At 60.2% G+C, this 20,994-nt stretch carries 15 protein-coding genes; 2 read left to right on the forward strand and 13 right to left on the reverse strand.

The annotated features are described in order from the left end of the window. Position 1: 1 nt before the first annotated feature. The 12 genes from TX24_RS27170 to TX24_RS27225 form a co-directional block, all read right to left on the reverse strand. Positions 2-2,752 (reverse strand): malto-oligosyltrehalose synthase, encoded by a 2,751-nt coding sequence (locus TX24_RS27170; protein WP_057711804.1) that lies wholly within the window; start codon positions 2,750-2,752, stop codon positions 2-4. Continuing rightward, the gene (gene malQ / locus TX24_RS27175) at positions 2,749-4,833 is read right to left on the reverse strand and encodes a 4-alpha-glucanotransferase (RefSeq protein ID WP_057711805.1); all 2,085 of its coding nucleotides are present in this window, start codon (positions 4,831-4,833) and stop codon (positions 2,749-2,751) included. Before malQ ends, TX24_RS27170 begins: the two co-directional genes overlap by 4 nt. Then, positions 4,830-6,575, reverse strand: coding sequence for a malto-oligosyltrehalose trehalohydrolase (gene treZ, locus TX24_RS27180; protein WP_057711806.1), 1,746 nt, complete (start codon positions 6,573-6,575; stop codon positions 4,830-4,832). The genes malQ and treZ overlap by 4 nt, the downstream gene beginning before the upstream one ends. Before the next feature lie 30 nt (positions 6,576-6,605). Next, positions 6,606-8,162 (reverse strand): glycogen synthase GlgA, encoded by a 1,557-nt coding sequence (glgA, locus tag TX24_RS27185; protein ID WP_082628888.1) that lies wholly within the window; start codon positions 8,160-8,162, stop codon positions 6,606-6,608. Between the two features lie 480 nt (positions 8,163-8,642). Continuing rightward, positions 8,643-9,596, reverse strand: a complete 954-nt coding sequence (locus TX24_RS27190) for a D-2-hydroxyacid dehydrogenase family protein (protein ID WP_057711808.1) — start codon at positions 9,594-9,596, stop codon at positions 8,643-8,645. 25 nt (positions 9,597-9,621) lie between these two features. Then, a complete protein-coding gene (locus tag TX24_RS27195) occupies positions 9,622-10,635 on the reverse strand; it encodes an alpha/beta fold hydrolase (protein WP_057711809.1) in 1,014 nt (337 codons plus the stop codon). Between the two features lie 193 nt (positions 10,636-10,828). Next, positions 10,829-14,695, reverse strand: a complete 3,867-nt coding sequence (locus tag TX24_RS27200; protein ID WP_244175940.1) for a hypothetical protein — start codon at positions 14,693-14,695, stop codon at positions 10,829-10,831. Between the two features lie 124 nt (positions 14,696-14,819). Continuing rightward, complete coding sequence (locus TX24_RS27205; protein ID WP_057711810.1) at positions 14,820-15,245, reverse strand: YqaA family protein; 426 nt, start codon at positions 15,243-15,245, stop codon at positions 14,820-14,822. 3 nt (positions 15,246-15,248) lie between these two features. Beyond that, complete coding sequence (locus TX24_RS27210) at positions 15,249-15,695, reverse strand: DUF411 domain-containing protein (RefSeq protein WP_057711811.1); 447 nt, start codon at positions 15,693-15,695, stop codon at positions 15,249-15,251. A gap of 93 nt (positions 15,696-15,788) precedes the next feature. After that, positions 15,789-16,247 (reverse strand): SRPBCC family protein, encoded by a 459-nt coding sequence (locus TX24_RS27215; protein ID WP_057711812.1) that lies wholly within the window; start codon positions 16,245-16,247, stop codon positions 15,789-15,791. Positions 16,248-16,336: 89 nt separating this feature from the next. Then, entirely contained in the window at positions 16,337-17,239 is a 903-nt protein-coding gene (locus tag TX24_RS27220) for a calcium-binding protein (protein WP_057711813.1), read from the reverse strand. 145 nt (positions 17,240-17,384) lie between these two features. Then, on the reverse strand, positions 17,385-18,380 hold the full coding sequence (locus TX24_RS27225; protein ID WP_057711814.1) for an aldo/keto reductase: 996 nt from the start codon (positions 18,378-18,380) through the stop codon (positions 17,385-17,387). A gap of 116 nt (positions 18,381-18,496) precedes the next feature. Between TX24_RS27225 and TX24_RS27230 the strand changes: the two genes are divergently transcribed. Beyond that, positions 18,497-19,408: a LysR family transcriptional regulator gene (locus TX24_RS27230; protein ID WP_003191581.1), complete on the forward strand. Its 912-nt coding sequence runs from the start codon at positions 18,497-18,499 to the stop codon at positions 19,406-19,408. Here the strand turns inward: TX24_RS27230 and TX24_RS27235 are convergent. Then, on the reverse strand, positions 19,405-20,310 hold the full coding sequence (locus TX24_RS27235) for an AraC family transcriptional regulator (RefSeq protein ID WP_057711815.1): 906 nt from the start codon (positions 20,308-20,310) through the stop codon (positions 19,405-19,407). The two genes, TX24_RS27230 and TX24_RS27235, sit on opposite strands and share 4 nt — an antisense overlap. Before the next feature lie 103 nt (positions 20,311-20,413). Here TX24_RS27235 and TX24_RS27240 point away from each other — a divergent pair, with 103 nt between their 5' ends. Continuing rightward, the gene (locus TX24_RS27240) at positions 20,414-20,974 is read left to right on the forward strand and encodes a carboxymuconolactone decarboxylase family protein (protein ID WP_057711816.1); all 561 of its coding nucleotides are present in this window, start codon (positions 20,414-20,416) and stop codon (positions 20,972-20,974) included. The last annotated feature ends 20 nt before the right edge of the window (positions 20,975-20,994 follow it).

Raw genomic sequence — 20,994 nt, forward strand, 5'->3', positions numbered from 1 at the left:
TTCAGCTTTCTTGATTATCAGGATTGATAAAGACATTGACCGGGAGATCCCCCAGGGCAGCGCTGATCAACAGCTCCTTGTTGGGTGTGACTACGCCCGTTTGAAAAAGTCCCTTCCAGTTTTGTGCAGGGGCGGCGAACGGTAATTTCACCCGCGTATCGCCCCAAACCTGCGCATTGATCTGGGGAAACATCCCGTTTTCAAGCAGAGGATAAGACCAGCGCGGCACCACCACCAGCAACTGCCTGCCCTGATGTTCACGGTAGAACGCAACGACGCGTTCCGCGTGCTGGCCCAGCACTTCCAGCGGTGTGTAGCTGCCATGGCGCAGCAGTTCGGGGCAGGCTTTACGCAGGCCCAGCACCTGGGCGATCACTGCCTGTTTGATACGCCCGTCGCGCCAGTTGAACAACAGTTCGCCGATGTCCGGTGGTGCCTGCAATGCACGTTGCCGCGCAGCGAAGTCCACCGGGCGACGGTTGTCCGGGTCGACCAGGCTGAAGTCCCAGAACTCATCGCCCTGGTAAATATCCGGCACACCCGGCACGGTCAGATGAAGCAAGGTTTGCGCCAGCCCATTCAGGGCGCCGGCGGGGGCGATGGCCTGGGCCGCGCTGTCCAGGGCACTGCGCAGCGGCGCACCGGCCTCACTGAGCAGCAGGCGCTTGAGGAACCCGTCCACCGCCTGTTCATACGCGTCGTTGGGCGCGCTCCAACTGCTCTGCAACTTGGCCTCGCGCAGGGCTTTTTGCTGCCACTGCCAGAGGCGTTGTTGGTACGCCTCCAGATCGGGGTTGGGTTCCAGCGGCCAACTGCCCAGCAGCACCTGATAAAGAATCAGCTCATCACCCGCCGAGGGGCTCTCTGCGCTCTCGCGCAAAGGCTCGGCCAGGCGGCGCCAGTGCTCGACCTGTTCGGCATACCAGGGTGCGCACTCGCTGAGCACCGCCAGGCGCGCACGGGTGTCTTCGCCGCGTTTGTGGTCATGGGTGGCGGTGGCCAGCAGGTTGCCAGGGAAGGTCTGCAGGCGCTGTTGATTGGCCGCATGGAAATCTGCCAGCGGCGCACTGAATTGCTCGGTGCTGAAACCCACATCGTTACGCGACAACAACACCGCCGAACGGTAGAACGCGGTGTCTTCCACGGCCTTGGCGGCGGCGGGCGAGGTCAGTTGCTGGAAGCGCACGCAGGCATGCTTGAGCATCTTGCGCGCGCGGCCCATCGGACGATTGCGCCAGGGCTGGCCGCCGAGCCATTGCTCCAGGTGGTCGAGCACCGGCCAGTCGCCTTCGTTGAGGGTGCTGCGCGCACCCTCCATGGCCTGCTGGAACACCTTGTCGTCGGCCGCGCTGCGGCCCATGGCGCTGATGTAGGTGCGGTACACCGGGAAGTGCACGATCAGTTCCTGCAAGGCACGGCGAATGGCGCCCAGGGTCAGGTCGCGGGTCATCACATCATCGCGGGCCACTTGCAGCAGCGCCTGGGCCACGCTTTCGAAGTCGCCGCCCAACGAACCATTGAGGATCTGCTGGCGCGCCAGCCGCGCTTCTTCGCCGAAGGCTGAAGGCCGTTCGCTGTAACGCGTCCACATCTGGGCCAGCGGCGCAAACCCCTCGGGGTGGTGTTGCAGCAATGACAACTGGTTCATGAACTCGTAGCCAGTGGTGCCGTCCACCTGCCAGTCTTCGCGCAGGGTTTCGCCTTCGCCAAGGATCTTTTCGACAAAGATCGGCAAGTGGCGCTGGGGTGACAGCGCATCCACCCGCCGACGCAATTTGCGGCAATAGCCACGCGGGTCGGCGAGGCCGTCGATATGGTCGATGCGCAGGCCGTCGACCAGCCCCGCGCTGATCAGCTCGAAAATCTTGCCATGGGTGGCTTCGAACACCGCTGCACGCTCGACCCGCAGGCCGCCCAGCTCATTGACGTCGAAGAAGCGCCGCCAGTTGATGTCGTCTGCGGCGGTGCGCCAACTGGCCAGGCGATAGGTCTGTTGTTCAAGCAGGTGATGCAGGCGCTCGAAGCCCTCGGGCTGGCGACTGTCGAATGCGGCCAGGCGTTGTTCGATGGCTGGCAGCAGCTCGCTGGCGCGTTCGGCCAGGGCTTGTTTGAGCGTGGCGGCTTCGGCGTAGGCGTCGTGCTGGTAGGCGAGGGCGGCGAAACGTTCGGCCAGCGGTTTGAGTAACTCATCGTTGCCCAGGATCAGGCCGTAGTCCCTGGGGCAAATCGGAAAACGGTGTTCGTAATGCTCGACGTAGAAACTCCCCTGTTCGGCATCGAACTTGAGCGGCAAGGTGCCATTCTGCAAGGCTTCGCCGTAATCGCTGCCGAGAAAGGGCATCAGCAACTGGCCCTTGAGCAACGGGTCGGGGGAATGCCACTGGATGTCGAAGAACTCGCTGTAGGGGCTCAGGCGGCCCCACTCCAGCAGGTCCAGCCACCAAGGGTTGTCCGCGCCGCCCACGGCCATATGGTTGGAGACGATATCGAGGATCAAGCCCATGTCGTGCTCACGCAGCGCGGCGACCAGGCGACGCAACGCCGCTTCGTCCCCCAGCTCCGGGTTGACGCGGGTCGGGTCGACCACATCGTAGCCGTGCATGGAGCCGGCGCGGGCGCTTAACAGCGGTGAGGCATACAGATGGCTGATGCCCAGTTGGGCGAAATACGGCACCAGCGGCACCGCGTCATCGAGGGTAAAGCCTTTATGAAATTGCAGGCGCTGGGTGGCGCGCAGGGGCAGTGCGTTCATCGGTCACGCTCATAGGCTTGGTTGCGCGCTACGGCCAGCAGTTCGAGGCGACGCGCGGCGCTGTCATTGTCGAGCAGGCTGGCGGCTTCGCCGGGCAAGCGGCGGCGCCAATTGGGGTGGGTGTCGAGGGTGCCCGGCAGGTTGGCTTGCTCCTCGATGCCCAAAGCATCTTCCAGGGGCAACAACACGAGGGGCGCGCGGGTATGGCCCAGGTAGCGCACGCTGGCGTCGATCATATGGTCGGTGTCGTTGCGGATTTCATCGATGAAGTTCTGCGGGTCCTGGCTCAAGGCTTGGCGCAGTGCCTGGCGTTCGCGCAGGCGGTGTTCGCTCCATTGGTCCACAGTAGGCGCGTCGATCAGGCCCAGCTGGATGTTCCATTCGATATCGCGGCTGTGCCACCAGCCATTAAGGGTGGGCAAGTCGTGGGTACTGGTGGTGGCCAAGGCGTTGTCGGGCCAATCGAGTATGGGCTTGAACTGGCCGTCATGGTGCTGTTCGAACAGCAGCACACGCATGCCCAGGATCGAGCGGGCACTGAGCTTTTCGCGCAGGCCGTCGGGCACGGTGCCCAGGTCTTCACCGAGGACGATGGCCTGGTGGCGGTGCGATTCCAGGGCGAGCAAACGCAGCAGGTCGTCCACCGGGTAATACAAGTAGGCCCCTTCGCGGGGTGATGCGCCCAGGGGGATCACCCACAGGCGTTGCAAGCCCATCACGTGGTCGATGCGCAAGCCGCCGGCATGGGCGAAGTTGGCCCGCAGCATTTCGATAAAGGCGCGATAGCCATTGCGCTTGAGGCCCTCAGGCGAAAAGGCAGAGATGCCCCAGCCTTGGCCTGCGCGGTTGAGAATGTCCGGCGGCGCGCCCACAGTGAGGTCGGCCAGCAGTTCATCCTGGCGGCTCCAGGCCTGGCTGCCGCCACCGTCGGCACCCACCGCCAGGTCGGCGATCAGGCCGATGCCCATGCCGCTGCCACGGGCGGCTTGTTGGGCGCGCTCAAGGCTGCGGGCGATCAGCCATTGGGTGAAGGCGTAATAACCGATTTCATCGCGATTTTCCTCGGCGAACTGCGCCAGGGCCGGGCTTTGTGGCGTACGCCAGGCTTCGGGCCATTGGCGCCAGTCCAGGTCCTCACCGGCGGCAGCACGCTGGGCCTGGATGGCTTCGAAGCGGCAGTGGTTTTCCAGGGCTTCGCCACCGGCCTGGCGGAAGCTTTGAAAGTCGGCATGCTGGGGATGCGCGCCGTGGCGGAAGTCTTCATACAGCGTGCGCAGCAGGCGTTGCTTGGCCTTGGCGGCGGCAGGCCAGTCGATCAGCGTGAGCTGTTCCAGGGCATGCAGCTCATCGGCCAAGCCGGCAGCCTCGATGGCGTTACGCACCTCACGTTCACCGAGGATGCACGCCGGCGAAGCATACAGGCTGTTGAGAAACAGGCGGCTGGAGGGTGAATAAGGGCTGAAGCGCTCCGTGTCGGCACTGAACATCGCGTGCATCGGGCTGATTGCCACGGCGTCGGCGCCGCGCTCGGCGGCTGAACGCACCAGGTGTTCCAGAGCCAGGGTGTCGCCAAAACCGCCATCGCCGAGGCGGCGCAAGGCATACAGCTGGGCGCTCAGGCCCCAGGCGCGAGCGGGTTGGCTGTCGACCGCGTCGGCCACGCTATAGCAATGGCTGGGCGCGACGGCCAGGGTGAAGGTTTGCCCGTCGATATGCACCTGGTGGTAGCCGAGGGCAATGACGCCGGGCAGCACGGCCTCGCCGTCCAGGCGCAGCTCCAGGGTTTCGCCGCCTTCCAGGCTGACGCGACACGGGGTGTCCGGGGCGAAATAGCGCGCCAGGTCCAGGCCCGCGCCGCTGTCGGTGGTCATCAAGGGCGGCAGGTGGGTGTCTTGCTGTGCCTGCTCAAGTTGCTGCAGGCTGGCGTCGATCTCGTCGTCGTTGTCGGCCGGGTGCCCAAGGCCTTTGAGAACGGCGCGCAGGGCGTCAGGTTTCACATGTTGCGGGCGACCGTTGGCATCGATCCAATCGACGGCCAGGCCTGCGCGGCTGGCGAGAATTTCCAGGTTCGCTTCGCTCAAAGCATTTCTCCAACAGGGGATAAGCAAACGCGTGCGCTCAAGGGCGGTAAGTGCGCACCTTGCTCGGCAGGCGTTTGGAAAATAATCGGGTGGGGTGCCGGATGGTCCAGGGGCTGCTCACTCAGGTTCAGGTCGATCTGCAGCACACGGCCGTTGCCCAGGCGCCAGCGCGCGCTGACGGCGCGGTCGGCCAGCACGTGCGCGCCCAGAGCTACGGTACCGGACAAGTGCGGCACTACATGCGCGTGACGCAGGCTCAGCAGGTGGCGGTAGAGCTGGGTGTGGTCGTTTTCGACGAAGGAGGGCATCGATTGCAAAAAGGTTTGCAGCGCGTTGGGGTCGGGGATGCGCTTGCGTTGCTCGGGGTCGTGAAACGCCGCGAAGTCGGCAAACTCATTGCGCCGGCCTTCACGCACGGCCTCGGCCAGCTCGCCATGATGGTCGGTGAAAAACAGGAAGGGCTCGGCGGCATTTACCTCGTCGCCCATGAACAGCATCGGGATCATGGGGCACAGCAACAGCAGGGCCGTCGCCGCTTTCAGCGCCTCGGGCGAACACAGCTGGTGCAGGCGTTCGCCCAGGGCGCGGTTGCCGACCTGGTCGTGGTTTTGCAGGAACGCCACGAAGGCGCTGGGGGGCAAATCCGCACTGGGCTCGCCGCGGGCATGCCCATGGCGTGTGGTCTCGCCCTGGTAGATGAACCCCTCGGCCAGGCAGCGCGCCAGCTTGGCGGTGGGCTGTTCGGCAAAGTCGCTGTAGTAGGCGTCGGTTTCACCGGTGAGCAGCACGTGCAGCACATTATGAAAGTCGTCATTCCATTGCGCGTCGAAATCGTGCTGCAACAGGCTGGCCTGGTTCAGTTCGTTTTCCAGCATCAGCCACACGTGGCGCCCGCCGTCCACCTGCTGGCGTACCCGTTGTGCCAGCTCCTGCAGAAACCCAGGGTTGTCGATGGCGTGCACGGCATCCAGGCGAAGGCCGTCGAAGCGGTATTCGAGCAGCCACATCAAGGCGTTATCGAGGAAGAAGTCCCGCACTTCACGGCGCTCGAAATCAATGCCGGCGCCCCAGGGCGTGTGCACGTCTTCCTGGAAGAAACCCTGAGCGTACTGGCCCAGGTAATTGCCGTCGGGGCCGAAGTGGTTGTAGACCACATCGAGGATCACGGCCAAGCCATGGCCGTGGGCACTGTCGATCAGTTGCTTGAGTTGCTCGGGCGTGCCGTAGGTGGCGTGGGGCGCGTAGGGCAGTACGCCGTCATAGCCCCAATTGCGCTCGCCGGGGAATTGCGCCAGAGGCATTAACTCAATGGCGGTGACGCCCAGCTCAGCCAGGCGCGGCAAGTGTTTCTCGACGCCAGCGTAGCCGCCCATGGCGCCAACGTGAAGCTCGTAGATCACCGCCGTGTGCCAGGGGCGGCCTTGCCACTGGCTGTGGCGCCATTCATAGGCGAGGGGGTCGACTACTCGGCTCCAGCCATGCACATCCAGCGCCTGGGCCCTGGAGGCGGGGTCAGGCACCGTGTTTTCGCCATCGATATTAAAGCGGTAAAGCGTGCCGGCAGGGCACGCGACTTCGACTTCGAACCAACCACCGGCCTGGGGCAGCATGACGATGGTTTTACCCTGTTCCAATTCAACGCTGACATAAAATGCGTCTGGCGCCCATAACGCAAAGCGCGTGCGGTGCGCGTCCAGCATGATTGCGCCGTGGGGCCAGGTTTCCAGAGTCCGTAACGGCATCTATGAAGACCTCCCTTGTTGTTCCAATCGCTATTTGTTCGATTTCCCCAGGGCCTTGGCCACCAGTTGTTCGTAGAGTTCGGCGTAGGGTTCCACCGCCTGGCACCAGTTGAACGGCTGGGTCATGGCACGGCTGCGCATGGCATTGAGCAGACCGGGGAAGGCGAACACCTTGAAGGCGCGGCGCAGCGCCTCTTCGTAGCTTTGCACCGTTGACTCATTGAACAGGAACCCGGTGACGCCATCCTCAATGGTGTCCGCCAGCCCGCCGGTGTTACGCGCCACCGGCAACGAGCCGAAGCGTTGCGCATACATCTGGCTCAGGCCGCAGGGCTCATAGCGTGACGGCATCAGCAGAAAATCGCTGCCGGCGAACATGCGGCGTGCATCGGTCTCGTTGAAGCCGATGCGCACGCCCACCTGGCCAGGGAAGCGCAGTGCCAATTCGCGCATGGCCTGTTCTTCTTCAGGCTCGCCACGGCCGATGATCGCAATCTGGCCGCCGTTCTCGACGATGAAACTGGCGACGGCTTCGGTGAGGTCCAGGCCTTTCTGGTAGACCAGGCGCGAGACCACCGCGAACAGCGGGCCACTGGATGGCTGCAGCTCAAACAGCTCGCGCACATGGGCGGCGTTGATGGCCTTGCCTTCCCAGTCGCCGATATTGAAGTTGTGGATCAGGTGCGTGTCGGTGGAGGTTTCCCAGCTTTCGTCGATACCGTTGGGAATGCCGCTGAGCAGCCCCTGTTGAGTCTTGCTGGCAAGGAAACCGTCCAGGCCACACCCGAATTCCGGGGTGGTGATCTCCTGGGCGTAAGTGGCGCTCACGGTGGTGATATGGCTGGAATACGCCATCCCCGCCTTGAGAAACGACATCTTGCCGTAGAACTCCATGCCTTCCTGTTGCAGGGCGTGGGGCGGAATGCCCAGCTCTGGCGTCGAGGCCAGGCTGACCACGCCCTGGTAGGCCAGGTTATGAATGGTGAACAGGGTGGGCGTACGTGACCCACGCCAGTGCATATACGCCGGAGCCAGGCCCGCAGGCCAGTCATGGGCGTGCACCAGGTCTGGGCACCAGTGGATTTGCGCGAGGTTGGCGGCCATGTCGGCGGCAGCAAGGCCCAGGCGGGCGAAGCGGATATGGTTGTCTGGCCAGTCGCGACCATTGTTGGCGCCGTAGGGCGTGCCTTCACGCTCATACAGTTCGGGGCAGATCAGTACGTAAATGACCAGGCCATCCTTGAGGTCCATGCGCCCGATCTTGCACGGTGGCAACGCAGCGTGGCCGCCCAGTTCACCGACGATATGAATCGGGTTGTCGCTTTCCATCACTTGCGGGTAACCCGGGATCAGCACCCGCACATCATGTAGGTGCGCCATGGCGCGGGGCAGGGCCGCGGAGACGTCGCCCAGGCCGCCGGTTTTCACCAGGTCCGCGAACTCGGAAGTGACAAACAAGACTTTCTTTCGATTCGTATTCTGACTCACGACCGGCCGCACAGTGTTGGGCAGGTCGGCCAAAGACTTTGGCCCTCCTGCCGGCTGACTAAAACGCTCTCCCTGAGTATCTACTGCGGCACTGATCATAATGCACTCCCATCTGTTGGTTGGCTAATGGCCCGCTGCCATCGGCTCCGAGTGACCGCATCCTGCGGCCAGACACACAAGCGCTATACAAGCTGGCAAGGCGTATGCCAGTTGTAACGTCGGCTTAAAAAGATTGGATGAGCGGGCATTCGGCCTGAAGCGCGCGTGCTCGCCCTTACCTAAAACTTGACCAGCGGCAGGTTTCGAAAGTTTAGATTTTTTGCGGGGTTTTTGTTTTGGAACGGACCCATCGGTCATGAGTCTAGGACAGATCCCAGCGCCTGCTGGGTTTTCATGCGGATTTTGTAGGACAAAAAACTTTTAACGATATACCGCCCTGCCTCTGTAGGAGCGAGCTTGCTCGCGAAAAACCAAAGGCCGCCGAGTAAAACCAGAATGACCGCGTTATCGTTGGCGTTTTTCGCGAGCAAGCTCGCTCCTACCTGAATACAGGGTGAAATAACGCACTAAAGTGGTGCGTCAGGCGAGCCCGCGAATGGGCACACCCTCGGCCCAGGCTTGGATATCTTCGATCATCTGCTGATAGAACTGCCGGTAATTCTGCTCGCTCACATACCCCACGTGTGGCGTAGCCAGCACATTGGGCAGGCTGCGAAACGGATGGTCAGCCGGCAGGGGTTCCTCGGCATACACGTCCAGCGCCGCCCCGGCCAGGCGACCGCGGCTCAAGGCTTGCACCAGTGCCTGCTCATCCACAATCGGCCCGCGTGCGGTGTTCACCAGCCGCGCGCTGGGTTTCATCCAACCCAAGGCTTGCGCATCCACCAGGCCACGGCTGCGCTCGCTGAGCACCAGATGGATGGTCAGGATATCCGCCTGCTCAAACAGCTCGCGCTTGCTGACCCAGGTCACCCCCGACTCCGCCGCACGCTCGGGTGTGAGGTTTTCACTCCAGGCAATCACCCGCATGCCAAACACCTGGGCGAACCTTGCGACTTTCTGGCCAATGCTGCCCAGCCCCAGGATGCCCAAGGTCTTGCCATGCAGATCGCCGCCCAGGCCAACCTGCCATCCACCTGCGCGCAGCGAGTTGGCTTCGGCGAGCAGGTTGCGCGTAGAGGCCATGATCAAGGCCCAGGTGAGTTCCGGTGCGGCGTGTTTATAGCTGTCGGTGCCGCACACCTGGATGCCCAGGGCCTTGGCGGCGGGAATGTCGATGGCGGCATTGCGCATGCCGCCGGTCACCAGCAATTTGAGCTTGGGCAGCCCTTGCAGCAGGGCTTTGTCAAAGGTTGAGCGTTCGCGCATGAGGCAAATCACCTCGAACTCTTTCAAACGCTCGATCATGGTGGCGGTATCGGCGGGGTAGTCGTGGAGAAAATGCACCTTGCCTACGCTGTCCAGCGTCGACCAATCCACCACCTCGCTGGCCACGTCTTGCCAATCATCCAACACTGCGATCTGTATCGACATGCACGCGGGCCTCGAAAAGTTGGAATTAAAGGGCCTTCAACCCCTGCAACAGGGCTTTATGAAACTGTTCAGGTTCTTCCATTTGGGGCGCATGCCCCAGGCCTGGAAACTCCACTAGCGTAGCGCGGGGAATCAGCTTGGCCACCTGCTTGCCCAGTACCTCGTAATGACCGATTTTGGCCTTGACCGCCGGCGGCGCCACATCTTTGCCGATAGCGGTGGTGTCGCTGGTGCCGATCAGCAGCAGGGTAGGTACCTGCAAGTCCTTGAACTCGTAGTACACCGGCTGGGTGAAGATCATGTCGTAAATCAACGCCGAGTTCCAGGCAACCTGCAGATGCCCCGGGCCTTTGTTCAGGCCGGCGAGCATGTCTACCCAGCGCTCGTACTCGGGTTTCCAGCGCCCAACGTAATAGGTGTTTCGCTCATAGTTGCGTACACCGTCGGCGCTCAGCTTCAGCTCGCGCTGGTACCACTGGTCGACGCTCTGGTAAGGCACGCCGAGGGCTTTCCAGTCTTCCAGGCCGATGGGGTTCACGAGGCCAAGCTGTTCGGTTTGCTGGGGGTACATCAGCGCATAGCGCGTGGCGAGCATGCCGCCGGTGGAATGGCCGATCACCGTGGCCTTTTGAATGCCGAGCTTTTCCAGCAGTTGGTGGGTGTTGGTCGCCAGTTGCTGGAAGCTGTACTGGTAATGGTCGGGCTTGCTGGAGGTGCAAAAACCAATCTGGTCCGGGGCGATGACGCGGTAACCGGCGTCACTCAGCGCCTTGATCGAACCCTCCCAGGTGGCGCCGCAGAAGTTCTTGCCGTGCATCAGCACCACGCTGCGACCATTTGGAGTACCAGTGGCGGGGACGTCCATGTAGCCCATTTGCAGGGTTTTGCCTTGGGATTGGAAGCTGAAATGTTGGAGGGGGTGGGGGTATTGGAAGCCTTGGAGTTCAGGGCCATACGTGGCGCCTTCGGTGGCAGCGATCACGTGGGCGGTGGGGGCGCTAAGCAGGATGGCGGCGCAGAAAACGCGGAATAAGGGCATAGGTCGGGCTCCGAGTGGAATGTTCGGATGCTGTGGGGAGGGGATTAAGTGAAAATTAATAGTTTCCGTGAGGCGAGAGTGCCTTCAGGTCAAGGTATTCCTTGAATAAGTGAAATCGAGGGCCGCCCCGGTTTTTTCAACGGGGCGGCCTCGACGTACCTTCGTATCTTTTATATTGCAGCCAGATCTATCCTCAGGACGCCTGCGAAGGAACCACGCACAGAGCGTGCCTGATGTTTTCGTTGACGCTTACAGATTGGGTCGCGCCTGTATTGCCGTTATAGCTTTTTGATCTGCCACCCTCGACCACCGATGTTATCCAAGCAAGCTGAGTGACCCCGCTCCATCGGATAGGTACTCTGCCGTACGCAGTGTAGATAGACGACCAGCGGGATTCCGGAATTTGCTCATACGGCGGCTGAACGCTCTCAAGAAAGTTATGGTGGCCGAAGGGATACACGTCACCGGCCAAGATATACAGATCCCAGCAGTTTGAGACGGTCACTGGGTAGCTGACTTGGGCGCCTGCACTGTCGCTTACGGTGACTCGCGTCGAACCGTTTCTACGACTTCTGACATTTCCACTGTTATCTATGACTGCGGCCGGGTAACTTTGAGGTTGAATTGAATAATAATAAGGCGCAACGCCTCCCTTAGGCTGTCGGGCAAATGCGGCCCCAGGAAAATCAGCAATCTGATTTGCACCGGTGGAGTTAAAGTGCCATCCATTTAGTACCAAGGTTGAGGTGTCGATGCTCAAGGGTTCATAAGCGATACTGTACGTTGTCGTTGGAAACTCAACCGCTCGGCTCTTATCGTTAATACGGTTATAGGCCACCCAAAAACTAACCGTGATCTGGCTGTTATTCAGTACCCTGGCCAACCAACTACGCAGCACCGCTTGATCTTTCAACCCATTCGCGGCCTCCGTGGCGCTAATCGCCTTGGCCTCGAACACCGGTAAATCTTCAATTCCCTCAGCGCTCAACACCATCCACGTGAGTTGATCTTTATCGCTCAAAGGCCATTTACTTACTGACCCCTTGGCTTCGCCGGTAAAACTTCCCAGGTCCAGCGTGCCGCCGTCGATGACATTGTTGATGAGTGGCTGCGGTAAGTCCTCGACCGGAATCGCATTGACCCACACCGTCTGCACCTGTGACGGGATCGGGTCAGGCACGCCTGTGCGCGCCACGGAATATTTCAGGCATACCGTGCTGTACACGCTGCGATGCAAGACTTTATCGGCGGTGAGATTGAACACCACGGTGCCGCCATCCAGCCCAGGCAGGCCGACCGAATGACTGCTGCCGTCGGCAAAAGTCCATACAAGCGTGATGAAATCTCGGCCACTCATACCGGTATAGCGAACGGTCACCGTCGTATTGTGTTCAAGCGGCAGTGGATCGACCGCCACATTTGGCCCGGTATCGGTGGTGCCGTTGATAAACGGGTGTGGTAATACGCCGGGCAATGCCTGAATTATGTACGTCCGTTGACGAAACAGCACAGCATTGGCCTTGTTGGAACTACGATCAAAGCTGACCCAGAAACTGATGGTCAGCGTCGATCCGTCCTTGAGCTTACGCAACTCGTCTACGGGGGTCGGCGGCAGGATTCCGTTGTTCACGCCATCTGGGGTTACCAGGTTGTTAGTGTAAGTGGCCTCGAAGAACTCGCTTTCAGGATCGGTTGCATAGGTGCCTCGGTATTCCATCCATATACGCTCGTCCTTATGGATGAAGTGCCAGGTGTTAATGGCGGTGCGCTCGGTACCATTGAGCCTGGAAAGATCGAGTAGCGGCGCATCCCCGATACCTTCGATGGTTGGGATCGGCAAGGTGGTGAGGTTGAGCAGCAACAGGTCCAGAATGGGGGAGGCTTTTTCTCGCCCGCTGCGTATCAGGAAGTATTGCACCGTAACCTGCTGGCCAAATGGCGCAATATTGGCGCCCACGACTTCAGGCGGGACGGTGAAGTCCACCGTCTTACGGATGTCGCCGTCTTTGGTTTCACAGTGGCTGCCGATGTCGGGAATACCTGTCCAGCACGCCCGAATACGGTCGCTGGGCAGCATTTGCGGGAAGGTGACTCGAATGGTGGCACCGGCTGTCGCCGCTTCCGGGGCTAATTGGTCGGGAGCTTTCGATGCTTCAAGCACTTCCGGGCGAGGCAGATCACCCACCGCCTTGCCGACGGTCACTTCGAGTATTTCAGAGCGCAGGGTGCGCCCGCCATTCGCGGGGATCAGCGAGTAACTCAGGCGAATGATGCCGCCCTGATTGGTGTCGGCGTAGTGTCGGTCCAGCGAGAATGAAACCGGGCTACCCGCAGTGGCCCTATTCAGAACGATTCGATCGCTGGTGCTGCCATCTGCGGCGGTGCCGATCAGGCGCCATTCAAAGATGTCGTCCGGGTTTGTCCTGTCGTAAGGCAGCGTAATATCGAGTTGGCCAAACAAATCGTTCGGGTCAAGGTTATCGTCCTCATCGACTCGGTCGATTTCCGGCCGTGGCATTTCGGCTAAACGGGGACCAAATTGCACAAAGGTCGAATCGGATTCGCGGATCGCTTCTGTGCCAGCGCCCAGTATCCTCATCAATCCATCGTTGACCTTGTAGAAAATCCGCACATCGCCCAGCCCGACAAACCGTGCGAAGTTAGCTTGGGTCACAGTCCGAAAACGTGTAGGCGGCGGTGCGCCGGCTAAGTGCGGTTGTTCATACTCAACGATGCCGCCCCCCGGCAGTAAGGCTTCCATGCGCAACGTGACAAGGTTGTTCGGATCGTAGGGGCTATAGGCCGGGTTCGGATAGTCAATGGTGATGAAAGGTTCATTGGGGTCGACCAGACCTGCATCGGCCTGCCTCACCGTGACTGCCGGCATACTCGCAATCGTGCCGGAGATCAGGATTGTCAGTGATTGGGAAGAGGCCAGTACAGTGCCCAGTGGGAACTCCAGCCGCCAGGTGATTACCATTGTGCCTTTGATCAATTGTTTGATGATGTCGTCATCGACATTAAAAAAAGATGAGCGTCCTGGATTGGCGGCAGCGTCGGGCAGATCTTGGGTCAGCACCGGTACACCATCGACAGTACCGCTCAATGTCACCAAAACACGAGCGTTTGTCGGCGTTGAGCTTCCGTTTGGAAGCCGGCGTGGTGCAACCACCTCGATACGGAAATTACTCCCCGCGTCCTCGTCGTAATTGACCGAGGTTGCATCGACAAAATTGATTTGGAAGTACGCCCGTTCAAGCAAGTTGGGATCAAGCTCGGCTTGCACATGTACGGCCTGGGAAAAGTGCTCGACATGCCCGGAGCGGTTTTGAACTTCATCGAACACTTGGTAGCGTATAGGAATCAGGCCGCTACCCGTGCCAATGGTATTTGGCGGGACAGTCACTTCAATTGGCTTTGCCCCGGAGGCATGGTCCTCATCGAGTTCAAAAACTACCACCTGCGCGATCGTGTCCCAATACAGAGAAACCTTATCGCGCACACGCTTACCGGGGTAATCGAGCGTAATTAAAACACCCAGGGCAGCGCGCTCCGGCGTCAACACTGCTCCGGGCATTGCCAAGTCAGCGGGCAAGCTCAGCAGTAATCTGTTGTGATAGCCCAACCCAGGCTGCTCGTCCAGGCCAGGCCGTGTTTCCTTGACGAAGACCGTCAAGTCATCTGATGTTCTGGATGTGCCAGGGCCATTTCGCACAACCCGCACGAACACCGGAAAGGAGGAGTCTTGCGGGACGCGCTCTTGTTCGATAGCCAGCCGAAAAAAGCTGTTGCCTGTTTCACCGGGTCTGACGAAGTCTGAAGCCAGAGCCACTGTTCGACTGCCGTGGTAGTACTCGTACGTATCGCCTTCTTGCAAACCGGTCCAGCGAGAAAGCGTGACCAGCAGGTAAGGGTCGACATGCCGCAGGCCCAGGCCTCTGTCAGCTCCCACTACGTCGAGTATCGGGTTGGAATAGATCGGCGGGTCGAGATCGTTGATAAACGCTGATGGTTTGCAAGCAACGGGAAAGTGGTCATCGGGCGATGGTAGCTTGGACATGGATGAACTCCTCGAATAGGGCCTCGACAGCCGCGGTTCAAGGAAATCAGACGCTTGAAGGGGCGGGTGTCTAGCTGTCAGAATTGACAGTGGCGACAAACGGTGCGGCCTGATGCTTCGAGTCTCACATCAGAGTCAACAGGACCAGCGCAAAATAACGCGCTCCTTTGGCCATACTCACGACCAATAAGAACCGCCACAACGGCTCGCGCATCACCCCAGCCACCAACGTCAGCGGGTCACCAATAATCGGCACCCAACTGAGCAACAATGTCCAATGCCCCCAGCGCGCATAATGGCTGCGAGCCTTGTCCAGTTGCCTGGCGCTGACAGGGAACCAGCGCCGTTCCTTGAAGCGCTCCACCGAGCGCCCCAGCAGCCAATTGACCAGCGAGCCCAGCACGTTACCCAGGGTGGCGATACCCAGCAGCAGCCAAAGGTTGTAATGCCCGCTGAGCAGCAGGCCCACCAACACGGCTTCCGATTGCAGGGGCAATAACGTAGCGGCGCCAAATGCCGCGACGAACAGCCCGAGGTACCCCATCAACACCGATCAGTGAGCCGGGTAGTCCGCTACCACCACGTCTTCGCCGTCGCGGGTCAGGCCAATGATTTGATACGCCTCGCTGCGTCCGTCTACTTCCATGCCTGGCGAGCCCAATGGCATGCCCGGTGCGGCAAGTCCCAGCAGGTCGTTGCGCTTGCGCAGAGCCAGGACCTGCTCGGCGGGTACGTGGCCTTCGACGAACTTGCCGTCGATCACCGCGGTGTGGCAGGAGCCAAGGCGTGGCGCCACGCCCAGGCGTTGTTTCACCGCGCTCATGTCGGCTTCAATGTGGTCGTTGACCTTGAAACCGTTGCTCTCCAAGTGGCTGATCCACTTCTTGCAGCAGCCGCAGTTGGCGTCGCGGTGTACATCGATGGGGATCAGTTCGGCGGCCTGGGCCAGGGTGGTGGTAAACAGGGCACTGAGCAGGGCCAATCGCAATGGGGTTTTCATCGTGGGTCTCACTGAAGGCGCGGCAATAAGCCGGGCATTCTCCCTGCTTTTGCAGGCATGTTTGCAATCTGACGTCGTGGTAATGTTTCTAAATTATACGAAACCCTGATTTTCCAGCCGCTGCTTGAGCCGGTCCAGCGCGATCGCGGACAGTTCGACCATGCGCTCGTGCAAAGACGCCAGTTGCAGTTCGGTCTCGTAAGTCAGCACCCGCTTGAACAGGGTGCCGTCCTGATGAGCGCGCAAGTAGTAATGAATGGAACCATCAACCGCCAGGGAGGTGAACACGGCTTTGAACTCGCTGGGGCGGCGGGCGATTTGTACGCGGTAACTCATGGGGACGCGTATGCCCAGCAGGTCGATGATTTCGGTAAAGCGCGTGCCGACCGGCAATGAGCCGGTGGTGCCGGTGTCGGCGCTAAGGGAGGTGGGGTGCCACTCGTGCCAGCGGTTGGGTTGGGTGACATAGTCGTAAACCGCCTCGATCGGCGCCTGGATGAAGCGCTCCTGACTGATCTGCTCCAAGCGGACCGAATGCTCAGTCGCGTGCATGACACACCTCCTGTGTGGCGGTTTTTACACTAGGAGCTGTGAGAATAGTCTGACTCCCGCGCTTTGCACGGGAGCATTGCGACCGTTGGTTAACTTGGCTGCTCGCCGGCTTTGCCCGGTTTCGCCTCATTCAAGACCGTGCCTTGGGCGAGCGTCCAATGATCATTGACGCGTGTGTGAATGCTGTCTGTGGGCTGATGATTGGCGATGCGGTCGTTATCTTCGCCGGTGTAGAAGGACGTACGGTCATGCCCTGTCAGCAGGTCATCGCCCTTGCCGCCTTTCAGATAGTTGTTCCCGCTTCCGGCATACAGTTTGTCGTCGCCGTCGCCACCGTCGAGCAGGTTCTGTTTATGTGTGTTGCCAAACCCTGCATAGAGTCGGTCGTTGCCCGCGTTACCAAACATAAGGGTGTTGCCGCTTGCGCCGATGATCAGGTCGTCTCCGTCGTTGCCTTCGGCATAGCCAGAGTTGCTACCCAAGAGCAGGGTATCGTGGCCACCGCCGCCAAAGAGTCCGGACATGCCACCGCCGGCCTGGATGAAGTCGTTTCCGGCGCCACCCTCTACTTCCAGGAGGTGCTTGACGTCATCATCGACTATGACTCTGTCATCGCCGCCATTGGTTTTGATCAAAAGGCTCTGATCCGGGCCTTGTAGTGCTTTGGCGTCAAGCACATACGGTCTGCCGTTGATGATGAACTGCAGCTTGTCGCCCGGCCAACCGCGCACGTGGATTTCGTCGGCGCCATTACCGGTTTCTACTATGAGCCGATTAGTTGCGATCTTCGGTTTTTCGGGGTTCCAGGTGCTCCAGGTGATTTCCCGACTGAAGGTCACATCACTTTTTTCAAGCAGCAGATGCGTCCTGATATTCGGCACGCCCAGCTGCAAGTCTGAGGGTGGGTCATAGGGTGTCGGCTTGGACTGCTGCGGTTCGGTAGAAACCGTGGAGTGATGGGGGACTGCTGCATGAGTGAGGGGTAATAGCATCAGGTGTCCTTCGGGTTGATCATAAAAGTCTGACAGTGCGTCATGACTACTCTTGCGTGGAGGATCGGCCCAAAGGGTTCCTGCGGGCGGGGGCGCATTTGCGTCAAGGTATTTGTGCCAACCTTTAATGCGCCCCTCGGGGCAATCAGATATCCAGCATGGTCATCACTTCCTTGGGGTAGCGCAAACCGGCGGTTGCATCGGCCGGGAAGATCGCATCCAGCCCAGCTAGTTCGTCCTTGCTGAGAGTGATCGATACCGCCGCGACATTCTCTTGCAGATACGCACGCCGCTTGGTCCCGGGGATAGGAATGATGTAGTCACCCTGGGCCAATACCCAGGCCAGCGCCAGTTGCCCGGCCGTCACACCTTTTTCTGCCGCCAGGGACTGCACCTGTTCTACCAGCCGCAGGTTTTTTGCAAAGTTTTCACCCTGAAAGCGCGGGCTGTGGCGCCTGTAGTCGTCTGCGCCGAAATCATCCGGGCTTTTCAAGGCACCGGTGAGAAAACCTCGGCCCAACGGGCTGTACGGCACAAACGCGATGCCCAGGCGCTGGCAGGCAGCGAGGCAGCCGTTGTCTTGCTGGTCACGGCTCCACAGCGAATATTCACTTTGCAGGGCGCTGATGGGATGGACCTTATGCGCACGCTCCAGGGTAGCGGCGGATGCCTCGCTCAGGCCCAGATAGCGCACCTTGCCCTGTTTCACCAGGTCGGCCATGGCGCCGACGGTTTCTTCGATGGCCACGTCGGGGTCGATGCGGTGCTGGTAGTACAGGTCCAGCGTATCCACCCCCAGGCGTTGCAAGGTGCCGTCGATGGCATTGCGGATATAGTCGGGCCGGCCATTCACCCCGCGCACTACGGGGTTGGCAGGGTCGCGCACGATCCCGAATTTGCTGGCCAGGAACACCTGGTCGCGCTTGCCGGCAATGGCCTTGCCGATCAGTTGCTCATTGGTGTGCGGGCCGTACATGTCAGCGGTATCGAGAAAATTGACGCCCAGTTCCAGGGCGCGGTGCAAGGTTGCGGTGGCTTCGGTGGTATCGGCGACGGGCGTGTAGAAATCGGTCATGCCCATGCAGCCAAGGCCAATGGCAGACACATGCGGGCCGTTTTTACCGAGTTGTCGAGTATGCATAGGGAAGCTCCTTGTGATGAGGGGCCCATTGTTACCCTTGAAAAAATGCAGATAAACCCGCTAAAAGTGCTATCACTGTTCGTAATATCTTAATAATCTCCCATAGGAGCATTCTCTTGGACCGTTTTAACGCCATGCGCGTGTTCACTCGGATTGTTGAATTGGGCGGGTTTGCCAAGGCCGCCGACAGCCTGCAATTGCCACGCGCCTCCGTGACAATTCTGATCAAGCAACTGGAGGCCCATCTCGGCGTGCAACTGCTGCAGCGCACCACGCGCCACGTCAGCCCGACCCTGGATGGCGCGGCGTACTACCAACGTTGCGTGCAATTGCTGACTGATCTTGAGGAAACCGAGGCGGTGTTCTCCACGCGGCGCCAGAACCCCCGTGGCACATTGAGCATCGATATGCCCTCAGGCATTGGGAGCTTGATTGTGATTCCGGCTTTGCCAACGTTCACCGCGTTGTACCCACAGATCGAGTTGGAGATCGGCCTCAATGATCGGCCAGTGGATTTGATTCGCGAAGGCGTCGATTGTGTGTTGCGCGGTGGTCCGGCCTTGGATGAATCGCTGGTGGCACGACCCTTGGCAATGATGGAACAACTGACGCTGGCCAGCCCCGCGTACCTTGAACGCATGGGCACGCCCAGCAGCCTGGAACAGCTGGCTGGTCACCAAATGGTCGAGTACATTTCCAGTGCCAGCGGCAAACGGTTTGGCCTGGAATTTGTGCTGGGCAGCGAGTTGCGCCCGGTCAACCTGTCGAAGGTGGTTGCCGTGAACAGTTCCGCCGGTTACTTCGCTGCGTGCGAAGCCGGATATGGGCTGATCCAGGCGCCTCGATATCACGCCCTGCGTCAACTGGCCGAGGGCACGCTAGTGCAGGTACTGGCCGATGTGGCAGTGCCGGAAATGGCGCTGACCGCGTTATACCCACCCCATCGGCAGTTGTCGCAGCGGGTGCGGGTGTTCGTCGATTGGCTGGTGCAATTATGCGCGCGGCCCGGCACGGGTTTACAACGCTAGGCTTGCGCCCTGCGATAGGCCCCTGGCTGTTGGCCGGTGACCTTGTGGAAGGCTCGGGTAAACGCCGCCACCGATTGATACCCGGCTGCGAGGGACACCTCGGCCACGGTCTGGTCCGCCTTGAGCAGTTCACAGGCGTGACGCATACGGATCATCAGCAGCACTTGCCCAGGTGACTGCCCGCACAATTCACTGAACCGTTTAAAAAATGCCGAGCGCGACAGCCCGGTACGGGCCGCCATGCTTTCCAGGCTCCAGGGCTCGGCCGGGTGTGCGATCAATTGCTCCAGCAAAGGCGCGAACGCCGGTGCCCGACCCAATGCGGCCAGGCCGCCAAGCTCGGTATTGTCGATCACTTGCTGGCGCAACACGTATAGGAACAACAGGTGGCAAAGGCGTTCAAGCAGCGCGGAAGAGGGCGCTGGCGTACATGCGCATTCTTGCAGGATCAACTCGAAAAGATTGCGTGCAGCCGCAAGCGACGGGTCGCCAGCGCGCAGGATGATCCAGCTGGGCAGGGTGTCGACAATCAGCGTCGACAAGCCGGATTGGAAGTGAAAGAAACCGCAGACTAATCCCACACCGTCCGTGGCCGTGCTGTCGAGGGACAGCATCTGCCGGCGTGGGCACTCTTGGGCGCCTGCCGCCGTGGCGTGCCCGGACAGCCGAAAGGCAAAATCACGCAGCAGAAACACCGCGTCACCATTATTCAGGTGTTGGGGCGTTGGATCGCCGTCGATATGCAGCCAGCATTCGCCCTGCACGATCAAGTGGAAGCTCGCCTGTGCCAGGCCATGGGTGCTCGCGTGCCAGTCACCGCAATAGCGGCCGACGTGAAACAAACTGGTGTTGAGTTCGAGGCTATCTAATAACCAATCGACAAGAACATCGGACGAATTCATCTAATGGAAAGACTCAAGAGCAAGTAATCGCTACTTTAGCCTATTGAGCGCTTTTTTTAGAACCAACAGACTGGGGCATTCAAACCCAACAGGAGACCACTCCATGTCCCGTGTACCGTTGCTCACGCCTGAAACCGCCCCGCAAGCGGCCAAACCCTTCCTGGAAAACGCGCTCAAAGGCTCGGGTTTTATTCCTAACCTGCTGGGGGTACTGGCCAACGCACCCGCCGCGCTGGAAACCTACATCACCGTCTCCGGCTTGAATGCCAAGGCAGAACTGAGCCTGGCCGACCGTGAAGTGGTGCAATTGATTGCCGCCACCAGCCACGGGTGTGATTTCTGCGTCGCCGGCCACACGGCGGTTGCCCGCAATAAAGCCAAGTTGCCAGAGGAGGTGATCGAGGCCTTGCGCCGCCGCGGTGAGTTGCCCGACGCGCGCTATGAGACACTCGCTGCCTTTACCCGTGAAGTGATTGCCACCCGTGGGGATGTGAGTGACGCGGGCTTTGAGGCATTCCGCGCTGCCGGCTACACCGACGGCCACGCGCTGGAAGTCATCCTGGGTGTCAGCCTGGCAACCCTGTGCAACTTCGCTAACGTGTTTGCCCGCACCCCGCTGAACCCGGAACTGGCGCAATACCGTTGGGAAAAACCGGTCAACTGATTCGGCGTTGGCCCACCTGC

Source organism: Pseudomonas lactis, assembly GCF_001439845.1.
GTDB classification, from domain to species: Bacteria; Pseudomonadota; Gammaproteobacteria; order Pseudomonadales; family Pseudomonadaceae; genus Aquipseudomonas; species Aquipseudomonas lactis.

Coding starts and splice junctions, on each gene's coding strand:
- TX24_RS27170 (WP_057711804.1), bottom strand. CDS start 2,752: ATGAACGCACTGCCCCTGCGCGCCACCCAGCGCCTGCAATTTCATAAA.
- treZ (WP_057711806.1), bottom strand. CDS start 6,575: ATGCCGTTACGGACTCTGGAAACCTGGCCCCACGGCGCAATCATGCTG.
- glgA (WP_082628888.1), bottom strand. CDS start 8,162: ATGATCAGTGCCGCAGTAGATACTCAGGGAGAGCGTTTTAGTCAGCCG.
- TX24_RS27190 (WP_057711808.1), bottom strand. CDS start 9,596: ATGTCGATACAGATCGCAGTGTTGGATGATTGGCAAGACGTGGCCAGC.
- TX24_RS27195 (WP_057711809.1), bottom strand. CDS start 10,635: ATGCCCTTATTCCGCGTTTTCTGCGCCGCCATCCTGCTTAGCGCCCCC.
- TX24_RS27200 (WP_244175940.1), bottom strand. CDS start 14,695: ATGTCCAAGCTACCATCGCCCGATGACCACTTTCCCGTTGCTTGCAAA.
- TX24_RS27210 (WP_057711811.1), bottom strand. CDS start 15,695: ATGAAAACCCCATTGCGATTGGCCCTGCTCAGTGCCCTGTTTACCACC.
- TX24_RS27215 (WP_057711812.1), bottom strand. CDS start 16,247: ATGCACGCGACTGAGCATTCGGTCCGCTTGGAGCAGATCAGTCAGGAG.
- TX24_RS27220 (WP_057711813.1), bottom strand. CDS start 17,239: ATGCTATTACCCCTCACTCATGCAGCAGTCCCCCATCACTCCACGGTT.
- TX24_RS27225 (WP_057711814.1), bottom strand. CDS start 18,380: ATGCATACTCGACAACTCGGTAAAAACGGCCCGCATGTGTCTGCCATT.
- TX24_RS27235 (WP_057711815.1), bottom strand. CDS start 20,310: ATGAATTCGTCCGATGTTCTTGTCGATTGGTTATTAGATAGCCTCGAA.
- TX24_RS27240 (WP_057711816.1), top strand. CDS start 20,414: ATGTCCCGTGTACCGTTGCTCACGCCTGAAACCGCCCCGCAAGCGGCC.